This window comes from Acetobacterium wieringae, assembly GCF_001766835.1.
In the GTDB taxonomy this organism is placed as follows: domain Bacteria; phylum Bacillota; class Clostridia; order Eubacteriales; family Eubacteriaceae; genus Acetobacterium; species Acetobacterium wieringae.
The window spans coordinates 268436-278574 of the sequence record NZ_LKEU01000033.1 but is presented as its reverse complement, the minus strand read 5'-3'; the positions used below and the strand labels follow the sequence as shown (position 1 = coordinate 278574).

The following is a 10139-nucleotide window of genomic DNA, read 5'->3' as shown; positions in this document are numbered from 1 at the left end:
CCGGAACGGACAAACCACTGGTGCACCAGTTGTTCCGCCAGGAGCATAGCTGGGTAGCTAAGTTTGGAAGGGATAAGTGCTGAAGGCATCTAAGCACGAAGCCCCCCTCAAGATAAGATATCTCACCAGAAATGGTTAAGGTTCCTGATAGACGATCAGGTAGATAGGCTGGATGTGGAAGTATGGCAACATATGGAGCTGACCAGTACTAATCGACCGAGGTCTTGATCCAAGAATTTATACACTGTGCTGTTTTGAATGATCACTGCGTGATCATAAAAGACAATTGATAAATGCAATAATAATTAAATAGTTAATTAATCTCGCGACGATGGCGGAAGGGCCACACCTGTTCCCATACCGAACACAGAAGTAAAGTCTTCCAGCGCCGAAAGTACTTGGTGGGCAACTGCCTGGGAGGATAGGACGTTGCGGGATTTTTTTGCGTGAAACAACGAGCCATGCGGCGAAAATATAAAAAATAGAGACCAAAGAGCAAATTTTATTTGTTTTTTGGTCTCTATTTTTTATATTTTAAGGAAGGAGCCATCTGGCGACTGACGCGACTGAGGCGCAGCGTAGCGGAGTCGAAGTGCCGCATGAGCGAGTAAACGGCAGTAAAGTTATGAGCCTGATTCAAGTTCACTTGGAAATCAATGTTTATGTCTGTATTTTTTTATGGGGCGAAGCCCCAAACGGAGGCGCAGCGATAGCTGCGACGGAGTTGCACGGATTCATTAAGCGGCAGTAACTTTAGGAGCCGTTTGAGACGAAGGCTCTTTTTATATTTTTAAGGAAGGAGCCATCTGGCGACTGACGCGACGTCTACGTGCCGCATGATCGAGTTAAACGGCTGTTTTTTTAAACGGCTGTCATTAAAAAAACAGGCCACCGGCCTGTCTTTAAGAATCGACTGTACTATCGCACAGATCGCTTTAACTCTGATGAAAAATAACCCGACGCTTGTCCAGGGCAAAGTAAAGAACCGATCCCAGAACAACACAGGAAATCACTTCGCCAATACCCACCGTCGCCATCATGACTGGGATTGGTAAAGGAACACCATAGCTGAATTTTAAAATAAATGGTACCACGATCATATTGGCAATAACTGGCGGAAGGGCAACAACCATAGGGTATTTGTTGTTGCGCAGTTGATAACTGATGATCGCCGCAACGAGAGTTGCCAGACTGCCAAAGACAATATCAATCACCGTACAGCCGGTTAAGAGATTGCTCAGCAGACAACCGAGAAAAAGACCTGGAATAGCTGCCGGTGTAAAGGCCGGAAGGATAACAAGCATCTCGGAGAGCCGAATTTGAATTTCACCGCTGGCCAAACCCAACGAGCTGGACACAAAGGTTAAAACCACATACATGGCAGCAATGACCGCTGCCTGGGTAACAAAGAGAACACTGATTTTTCGCATAAAAAAAACTCCTTTAGTTTTGTTTTACGTGTGGAAGGTCACGAACACACGAAGAATAAATGAGATAGATCCCATTATTAACACTATAACGGATATTCGGATAAAAAGCAAGAAAAAATGCCCGGCTTACGGACATTTTCAAGTATTGAAGTGCGGATTTAGTTACTTGCCAGACTTTGCTTATAGATTTCATAATCCCGGTAAACTTGCTCAGAATAGGCCAGGCACCAGTCAAGAACAGCGTGATCAAACCCATCGTCAGTGCCTAAATAGCCATTAATCCAGTTGGCATAAGGGCTTTGGACATGAGCCCGGGCCAGGGATAAACCACAATTAATAACGTATTGTTTAAAGGCTTCAAAATCCAGTTCGGATAGATCGACGGTGCCTTTCATGTCCCGAAACTGACGGACGTAAAAATCCATCCCTTCGGAGGCTGAAAAATAGCCAAGAAAAGGATCTGAAGCGGCCTGAAGGATCTGCTGATGGCTAACGACCCGATAGCCATTGCCAAGGCCATGAGAAAGCGTATCCGGGGTGGTGAAATTTTTCTGATTGTATTGGGTAATCGCCGATTCATTGGCCTGCTTGATCTGTAAAACAAGATGGCTTGCATCTTCACAGGTTAGCACCAGCAGGTAACAGCGGGTACCAATACTGCCAACGCCCACGACGCGCTGGGCAATATCGGTTAACACATGTTGGGATAAGAGCATTTCAATATCCGGACGCACAGTTTTTAAATATTGCCGAAAATACTGTTCCACTTCATCAATGAGTTTGGGATCTAAATGGGTGGTAATCGGGGGACTTTCAATAAAAACCCGACGGCCGAACTGGTCTGTTTCGGTCATCTTAGAGATAACCTGATTAGAGGTTCTTTTTTTGGCTTTTTTGATGATTTTTTCAAACTCTTCCCGGGAGGAATCGGAAAAACTTTTCAGAAAAAGTTCCTCATCGCCCAGGATAAAGTAGCGTTCAAGGGAGGTCATATCGGACATCAAGTCAAGACCTTTGCGGTAAAAGGCGGCGGTTTGCAAAATAACCTCACGGATTTTTTTGTTATCAAAGCCCAAGTCATGGGCACAAAGAATCACACTGGTAATCAGTCGTTTCAAATCCCACTCCCAAGGGCCGGGAGCGGCTTCATCAAAGTCGTTGAGATCAAAGATCAGTCGGCGTTCCGGAGAAGCGTAGAATCCGAAGTTGCCAATATGGGCATCACCGCAGATGGTCACGTGAATGCCGGACTGGGCCTGATGGGATAGATCATTGGCCATCAACAGGGCTGTTCCCCGGAAAAAAGCAAAAGGAGATGCCGTCATTTTCTGGTGTCGCAGCGGAATCAGTTCGGGAATCCGAAAATAGTTCTGACTCTCAATGATGGCAACTGGATCACGATCAACAGGGTGAAAAACGGATTGGGCAGAAAATGGAATTCTTTCCCGAATGGCCCGACCGCTATTGCGATTCATTTTTGCCGTAGGAATCTGCTGATTTTTGGTTAAACCGACAATCATTCATTAACCTCCTGGGTTTTAAATCGTTGTTACTGATAAAAAGGTAATTAGATTCAGTATCGTGGGGGGCAGTTAGGGGATTGATGCTTTTTATTTTAGCACGGTTGTTTAAACTTGCATAGCAGAATCCGTCCTGCCAGCATAAAAAAACAGTCTGAGTTGAAGGTCAGACTGCTTAGATAGAGCCGTTTATAAATTGATGATCGGGTAGACTATAAAATAACTTGGTGGTTTTCGCCAGCCATGGAACAGAAATCCGCTACCCCGTTTTCGATGGCAAAGATTTCAAATAAGCCATCGCCAACGGCATACATGCCAGCCAGTCCAGGCATTGCTTCCAGAGCCTTGGCCTGAGATTCAGGTGTTGTACAGAAAACGGCATTGCCTTTAAGGCGGATCCACTTGCCCTCTTTTGAGGCCGAAATTTCCACTGCCGGATTTGCCTTCATTTGAGCATAGCTGGGTTTTTTATTATTGGTGCAGAGACAGAGTTTACCATCATAATCCATCACAAATCCATAGGGACGAACCTTGGGTTGGTCGCCTTCAACGGTAGCGAGAAAGAAAACACCACAGTCAGTTAGAAATTCAATTACTTCGTTCATCTTTACCTCCTGATAAACATTGATTTATTTGGTTTATTTTAGTATGATTATAACAATGCCAGAATAAAAAACAAGTAGGTAGTAAATTATGACTTAGAACTATATTTCTGAGTGTTGGAGAGAAAAATGAAAGACAACCATTGTATAAATGGCGAAACATGCCCGATCAATCAGGTCGATTCGGAGCAGAATCATCCGTGTGTGAAACCGGAGTGTCGCATTAAACAGGCTCTTAAAATGATTGACGGTAAATGGAAACTCCCAATTATCTGTACGTTGGGCGATCAGACGATGCGGTTTAATGAACTAAAAAGGGAGATCGTCGGGATTACCAGCATGATGCTGACCAGTTCACTTAAGGAACTGGAGGAATGCGGAATCGTCCATCGGGAATCCTATCATGAGGTACCCCCAAAGGTCGAATACTCTTTGACGGATGGCGGCCTCAGTTTGACACCAATTTTATTTGACTTGGGTCATTGGGGACACAAACTAAATACAATAAAGGAAAAGGTAAATGAATAACCAGGAAAAATTTGGAGAGCTGGAAAAACTCATCGGGAATACCCCCTTGTTAAAGATCAATTTTTTATATAAGGGGGTATCCCGTAGTGTTTATGCCAAAGCAGAGCATTATAATCTCACCGGCAGCATCAAAGATCGGGTGGCTTTGCATATTCTAAAAAAAGCGTATGAAAAGGGCGAGATCCATGAAGGGGAAACGATTATCGAAGCCACCAGTGGAAATACCGGAATCGCTTTTACGGCCGTCGGCACCTGTCTGGGACATCCGGTTGTGATCTACATGCCGGACTGGATGAGTGATGAACGAAAAAACCTGATCCGCAGTTATGGCGGAGAAGTTCGGCTGGTGTCCAAAGAAGAGGGCGGCTTTTTAGGGAGCATTGCCCAATGCGGGGCTCTGGCGGCCGAAGGCAATGCCTTTTTACCCTGCCAATTTTCCAATGAAGAAAATACTCAGGCACAGTATCTGCGCACCGCTCCGGAAATTGAATGCCAACTGGCGGCTTTTGGCGTCATGCCCCAGGCCCTTGTAGCAGGGGTTGGAACCGGGGGAACGGTTATGGGTTTAGGCCGCTACTTTAAAGAAAAGAATCCCGAGATTAAAGTCCATCCGATGGAACCAGTCAGTTCACCAACCATGTCCACGGGCTATAAGGTTGGTAGCCATCGAATTCAGGGTATTTCAGACGAATTTGTTCCGGATCTGATAAAATTGGAAGAACTGGATGATATTATTGCGGTGGATGATGGGGATGCCATCATTATGGCTCAGAAGCTCTCCAAAGAATTGGGACTGGGAGTGGGGATTTCATCCGGGGCCAACTTTATTGCTGCCATTATTGCCCAAGATCTCATGGAAGACCCCCATGCAGTGGTGGTCACCGTTTTTGCCGATGATAATAAAAAATATTTAAGTACCGATTATGTTAAGGAAGAAACGGTAAAACCGGAGTTCTTATCAAAAGATGTCAAACTGCTGGATTTTGAAGTAAAAAAATAAGGTGTAAAAATTTAATAGAAAGTGCGTGAGGAATGAAATGGAAACGGAATACATTGATGTTACGATTGAAAGAACCAAGAAAATTGCCTTAATTGCTCATGATGGAAAAAAAGCCGAGTTATTGGATTGGGCCGTCCGGAACAAAGAAATATTACAGAGCCATTTTTTATGCGGCACCGGTACTACCGGCCGACTGATTCAGGAACGAACCGGACTACCGGTACAGATTTTTCAGAGTGGTCCATTAGGCGGTGATCAGCAGATCGGGGCCCGGATTGTGGATGGCAAAATTGATATGCTGATCTTTATCTGGGATCCCATGGAAGCCCAACCCCATGATCCGGACATTAAAGCCTTGCTGCGAATTGCCACGGTTTATGATATCCCGGTGGCCAATAATCTGGCAACAGCCGATTTTATCATTCATTCCCGGTTTATGAACGAAGAATATGTGCATCCGATTGAGGATTATGCCAAACAAATGAAAAGTAGACTGGAAAATGTACTAAAGTAGAAAGAGGAAAAAATGACAGAAACGTATAAGCCCCAGGGCGTTTGCATTCGTAACCTACAATTTGATCTAAGCGATGGCTTGGTCACTAATCTGGCCTTTGAAGGTGGCTGCGACGGGAATTTAAAAGCATTGGTTAAACTGCTTGAAGGAAAACCGGCCGATGAGATTATCGCCATGTTTCGCGGTCAAACCTGTGGAAAAAAGCCTACCTCCTGCATGGATCAGCTGGCCATTGCCCTGGAAGAAGCCCGAAAGGAAAAGCAATGAATGGACAAAAAAGAAGTGACGTTAAGGTCGGGGCCTCAGTGGAGGTTATTTTAAAGGCTGATCAGCGCAGCGGTAAGCTGACCCCGGGTCGGGTAGCCAAACTGCTGACCAAAAGCCCCACTCATCCCCACGGCATCAAGGTTATGCTCACCGATGGACAGGTGGGCCGGGTCGCCAAGATCGTTGAAGATCCCAAATAGTCAAAAGAGCAAAAAAAGCGTGCCATCGATGAAGAGGCACGCTTTTTTTAGATTAATACTTTTATCACGGCTGTACAGGAATCAGTTTTTCACTGAAGTTTTTCACAAAATCATCGAATCGATCAGGTCCTAACAACAGGATCCGGTTGGGGGTTTCCACCAGGATGGCAGTATTGCCGTTGGCAAAGACGGCTGCTTCGGTGCCGTTCTGGAGCAGGAAGATCCCTTCCCGGTAAGCTCGGGTTTCGGTACCAACCACTTTGGACACAATGGCATACTCACTCTGATCGAGGCTGACTATCTTGGCCGAGAGGATATCGGCTTCAGGGTAGGTCTCATAGGTGAAGCCCGTGGGCAGTCGCAACGATAATTCATCGTCTTTAACGGTAATTCCGGCGACCAGGGGAACGACCACAAAGATACCCAGAATTAAGACCAGTACAAGGCCGCCGACGGACATTTCCTTAATCGCATTGCGGCGTAGCTCCGGGTCGTCCGGGTAGGTTTTGAAGGTATAGATGGCTTTCCAGAGAAGCAATGCCAGGACCGCTAAAAGTGCAAAAAAAAGTGGATTAATGGTGTGTAAAAGAGAAACAAAATAAGTCATGTGTTAATAAACCACGGTTTAGACCAGGTGGAAACCGTTACCCTTCGTTAAATTAATTTTGTCTTTTCATAGTGTGAAAGTTCCAGACTGAGTTCAGAGGGGACTTTCTTTTTAATTGTTCCGATCTGGACACTGAAATAATAGTAGTTATAGTATTCGATCATCGAAAAAGCATAAAGGATCAGGCCAAAAATATTCATTGTCATAAAAAAAGCATCCGGCTGAAAAATTAGCAGATAAAGCAAATACAGGGGGTATAGCGCGAATAAAGCCAGATCCAACTTTTTCAGCATCGAAAAAACCGGCATTACCCAGTCCATCGGATTGCGGGGGTCCTCCAGTAGCTGATAGCGATAATACCAATAGCCGGCGCTTTGGAGGATGATAAAAATCAGCACGCCGCCAGGTATCAGCAGGCGCAGATCCAGGGGCTGACCGGTAGAGTCGGTGAGCAGATACATCAGCATACCGCAGACCAGGGCGGTGAGCAGTTCACTCATATACAAACGGTTCAGTTCTTTTTTTGTTTTCTCGGTCATTTATAGCTCCTTGTCAAGACTGGGCGGGGAGGGAAGTTCGGCCACCCGGTTTTTACTGTGATCAATAAAAGTATCCAGGCGCTTACGGTTAAAATAAAGAACAGCGATCAGTACTGCATAAATAGATACCGCTATGATAAACTGGGTGGGGCTGTCATCCATAATACCAGCGCCGATCATGGTATTGATAAAGACACTGGGAGTTCGGGCCAACATAATAATCAGGATAAAGGTTTTTACCGGCATCGGCGAAAGACCGGCGATAAAACACAGCATGTCATCAGGAAACAGTGGAAACAGAAAAATCAGAAAAAGAACCGTATTGAGCCGGGATTCTTTAATATGATCGTATTTTTCAACGAGTTCCGGGCTGACAAAGCGCAGCACAAAGGGCCTCCCAAAGCGTTTGGCCAAAACAAAAACGATAATTGAGCCGATCAGGGTGCCAGCAGCACTGATTAAAAAACCACCGATGGTGCCAAACAGGGCGCCGCCGACCAGACCCACGGTTCCCCCGGGAATGGGGGCAATAATAATCTGGAGCAGCTGCAATAAAAAAAATGCCAGCGGGGTCCAGATGCCAAATTGTAAAAGAAAGCTCTGCAAGGTGTCAAGTGTTGAAAAAATTTCCATTTCTTACCTCGATTTCTTTTAATCATTTTAGCATAAAACCGGCAGATCCACACCATCTTTTGGGGATCTGCCGGGAAGTAAAATATTTATTTAAGAAATCAGACGCATCGAAAAATTGCTGATTAATATTTCTCAGTCTCAAAAGCGGCCCAGGGGATCGCCACGGATGCGCCGTTGTTGATGATATCGTCGACGTGTATCAGCAGAGGGAAGTCTTTTAACTTAACCACGCCCCGTTCGGCCAGCCGTCTTACGCAGCGGGCGGTGCGGGTTGCGATGACGATGGATTCCAGGGTTACGCCTTCGAGTTCGGTCATGGCTTTTTCAAAAGACCAGCCCCGACCCAGCAGGGTGCCGATTTTTCGGGTGCGTCCGCCAAAAATAGTGACGTAAAGATCGCCGGCGCCATAGATAATATTTTCGTCACCGCCGCCGACAAGGGTCAGCAGCTGTGTCATTTCTTTGACGCTCTGGCCGAAGAGGGCAGCCTGGGAATTATAATGTTCGCTGCCCGTGCCGTCGGGACCAAGGGCCAGGCCGACCGCCAGGGAAACCCCCAGGGCGTAGGCGTTTTTCAGAGCGACCGCACATTCAACGCCGACCACGTCGGTGGACAGACTGATGTGATAATAGTCGGTGGCAAACAGTTTTTTAAAGCGCCGCAGAATTTCCATATCGGTGCCGCAAAAAGCCACGGCCGAGTGATCCTTGTCGGCCAGTTCATAACTGGTGCAGGGTCCGCCGATGGCATTAATGGAGAGCTTTTTTCCCGATGGCAGTTTACTGATAAAGTAATCCGGGTAGGTTATCATCGTCCCGTCTTCTTGATCGATCATGCCTTTGGTGACTGACAGCACCGGAACCGTATCGGGGATCAGCGGCAGGATCTGGTCACAGAACCAGTCCACCCCAAAGCTGCTGACGCCGCACAGCACCGCATTGGTGCCATCCAGGGCCAGCTCGACATCTTCGATCTGATAATACTTGATCCCTTCTTTGGGCAGCTGGCGTTTCAGGGTTGGGTGAAAGCCAGTCAGTTCAGCGGAATCGATAATGTCCCGATCGAGGTGGGTGCCCACCAGGCGGACTTCATGGCCGTTTTCGGTGGCCGGAAAGGATAGGGCCGAAGCCATCTGACCGGCGCCTACAAAGGTTATAACACTCATAATCAAGCTCCTTTTCTCATTTTTACACGTGACTTAAGAATCAGGTTTTATTCAGACCGACGGCATCCCGGGAAGCCGAGAGGGCCTCGTAAAAGACCGCTTCGTTTCGCATAAAGGCGCTTAAGTAGAGGATGTCGATGATGGTCAGCTGGACAATGCGGGAGGCCATCGCTTCAGAATGGTATTTTTTATCATTGGTGGAACTGGATAAAAAGATATCCGCCTGCTCGGCCAGGGTTGAATTTTCAAAACTGGACAGGGCGATGATCTTGGCCTGGTTCTTTTTGGCGATGGCGACGGTGCTTAGCACTTCCAGGCTTTCACCGGTATGGGAAACCGCAAACAAGACGTCGTCGGCGCTGGCATGGGAGGCAATAATATTCATAAAATGGGGATCCGGATAACTGCAGACATTGAGACCGATTTTTCCGAACTTATGCATGGCATCCATGGCAATGGAGGCTGAGGCGCCGACGCCGAAAAACAGCACCCGTTTAGCAGCGAGCAGGAGCTTCAGGGCGGCTTCAATGACCTCATCCTTCAGGGAATGTTCCAGATCATTGATGGCAGTGATGGTGTGGCCGATGACCTTTTTCTTGATGGTATTGATGTCATCATCTCCGAGAATCTCCTCAATGATGCTTTCTGAGGGGGTGTCCGAAAACTCCTTGGCCAGATTAATGCGAAAAATCTGATAGGAACTGTAATTAAGCTTTTTTAACAGCCGCATCACTGTGGTTTCGCTGGTCTCGCATTTTTTGGCCAGTTCGGTAATCGACAGCAGCGAAACCGTATCGGGATGGTCTAAGATGTAATTGGCAATCACCTTTTGGGTGCATGAGAACAAGTTGTACTTGGTGCGTATTTCAGTTAGCAGTGACGTCAATGAAATGGCCTCCGATCTATTTTCTTAGATTATTATACGTCAAAAAAGGTGGTTTGACAATTGCCAGCGGCTTAATAAAGTTAATAATTAACGCAAAGAGCATTGACAGCGTTAATTTATGGTGGTAGAATGAGTTTAAATTAAACTGTCTTAATAAAATGATAGTAAATTTTAAACTATCTGACGGTTTTTATCAGTAGCCAAAAAGGCTGCCGATATTTTTTTAGGCATTAGGAAAAGGGTTACA

13 protein-coding genes and 2 rRNA genes are annotated in these 10139 nt (G+C 46.2%); 7 read left to right on the top strand and 8 right to left on the bottom strand.

Features of this window, described 5'->3' with window-relative positions:
• Positions 1 to 232: ribosomal RNA gene (locus ACWI_RS12445) — 23S ribosomal RNA — on the top strand; the annotation flags it as partial.
• 89 nt (positions 233 to 321) lie between these two features.
• Positions 322 to 438: ribosomal RNA gene (gene rrf / locus ACWI_RS12440) — 5S ribosomal RNA — on the top strand.
• 497 nt (positions 439 to 935) lie between these two features.
• On the opposite strand, the gene ACWI_RS12435 is transcribed toward rrf, so the two are convergent.
• From ACWI_RS12435 to ACWI_RS12425, 3 genes are all read right to left on the bottom strand, one after another.
• The gene (locus ACWI_RS12435; RefSeq protein WP_070371754.1) at positions 936 to 1430 is read right to left on the bottom strand and encodes a QueT transporter family protein; all 495 of its coding nucleotides are present in this window, start codon (positions 1428 to 1430) and stop codon (positions 936 to 938) included.
• A gap of 158 nt (positions 1431 to 1588) precedes the next feature.
• Positions 1589 to 2950 (bottom strand): DUF2252 domain-containing protein, encoded by a 1362-nt coding sequence (locus tag ACWI_RS12430; RefSeq protein WP_070371753.1) that lies wholly within the window; start codon positions 2948 to 2950, stop codon positions 1589 to 1591.
• A 212-nt stretch (positions 2951 to 3162) separates the two neighbouring features.
• Positions 3163 to 3555: a pyridoxamine 5'-phosphate oxidase family protein gene (locus ACWI_RS12425; protein WP_070371752.1), complete on the bottom strand. Its 393-nt coding sequence runs from the start codon at positions 3553 to 3555 to the stop codon at positions 3163 to 3165.
• Positions 3556 to 3681: 126 nt separating this feature from the next.
• Between ACWI_RS12425 and ACWI_RS12420 the strand changes: the two genes are divergently transcribed.
• From ACWI_RS12420 to ACWI_RS12400, 5 genes are read left to right on the top strand one after another with little or no spacing between them, the layout of a single operon-like run.
• Positions 3682 to 4080, top strand: a complete 399-nt coding sequence (locus tag ACWI_RS12420; RefSeq protein ID WP_139142368.1) for a winged helix-turn-helix transcriptional regulator — start codon at positions 3682 to 3684, stop codon at positions 4078 to 4080.
• Positions 4073 to 5080, top strand: a complete 1008-nt coding sequence (locus ACWI_RS12415; RefSeq protein ID WP_070371751.1) for a PLP-dependent cysteine synthase family protein — start codon at positions 4073 to 4075, stop codon at positions 5078 to 5080. Before ACWI_RS12420 ends, ACWI_RS12415 begins: the two co-directional genes overlap by 8 nt.
• A 37-nt stretch (positions 5081 to 5117) precedes the next feature.
• Positions 5118 to 5594 (top strand): methylglyoxal synthase, encoded by a 477-nt coding sequence (locus ACWI_RS12410; protein WP_070371750.1) that lies wholly within the window; start codon positions 5118 to 5120, stop codon positions 5592 to 5594.
• A 12-nt stretch (positions 5595 to 5606) separates the two neighbouring features.
• Entirely contained in the window at positions 5607 to 5861 is a 255-nt protein-coding gene (locus ACWI_RS12405; protein ID WP_070371749.1) for a TIGR03905 family TSCPD domain-containing protein, read from the top strand.
• Entirely contained in the window at positions 5858 to 6061 is a 204-nt protein-coding gene (locus tag ACWI_RS12400) for a YwbE family protein (protein ID WP_070371748.1), read from the top strand. The genes ACWI_RS12405 and ACWI_RS12400 overlap by 4 nt, the downstream gene beginning before the upstream one ends.
• 64 nt (positions 6062 to 6125) lie before the next feature.
• On the opposite strand, the gene ACWI_RS12395 is transcribed toward ACWI_RS12400, so the two are convergent.
• The 5 genes from ACWI_RS12395 to ACWI_RS12375 all read right to left on the bottom strand — a co-directional run bounded on the left by ACWI_RS12395 (position 6126) and on the right by ACWI_RS12375 (position 9892).
• The gene (locus tag ACWI_RS12395; RefSeq protein WP_175440949.1) at positions 6126 to 6599 is read right to left on the bottom strand and encodes a PH domain-containing protein; all 474 of its coding nucleotides are present in this window, start codon (positions 6597 to 6599) and stop codon (positions 6126 to 6128) included.
• A 116-nt stretch (positions 6600 to 6715) separates the two neighbouring features.
• Complete coding sequence (locus ACWI_RS12390) at positions 6716 to 7207, bottom strand: hypothetical protein (protein WP_070371746.1); 492 nt, start codon at positions 7205 to 7207, stop codon at positions 6716 to 6718.
• On the bottom strand, positions 7208 to 7840 hold the full coding sequence (locus tag ACWI_RS12385; protein WP_070371745.1) for a TVP38/TMEM64 family protein: 633 nt from the start codon (positions 7838 to 7840) through the stop codon (positions 7208 to 7210). It lies immediately after the preceding gene.
• A 122-nt stretch (positions 7841 to 7962) separates the two neighbouring features.
• The gene (locus ACWI_RS12380) at positions 7963 to 9006 is read right to left on the bottom strand and encodes an NAD(P)H-dependent glycerol-3-phosphate dehydrogenase (protein ID WP_070371744.1); all 1044 of its coding nucleotides are present in this window, start codon (positions 9004 to 9006) and stop codon (positions 7963 to 7965) included.
• A 40-nt stretch (positions 9007 to 9046) separates the two neighbouring features.
• Positions 9047 to 9892, bottom strand: coding sequence for a MurR/RpiR family transcriptional regulator (locus tag ACWI_RS12375; protein WP_070371743.1), 846 nt, complete (start codon positions 9890 to 9892; stop codon positions 9047 to 9049).
• Positions 9893 to 10139: the final 247 nt, after the last annotated feature.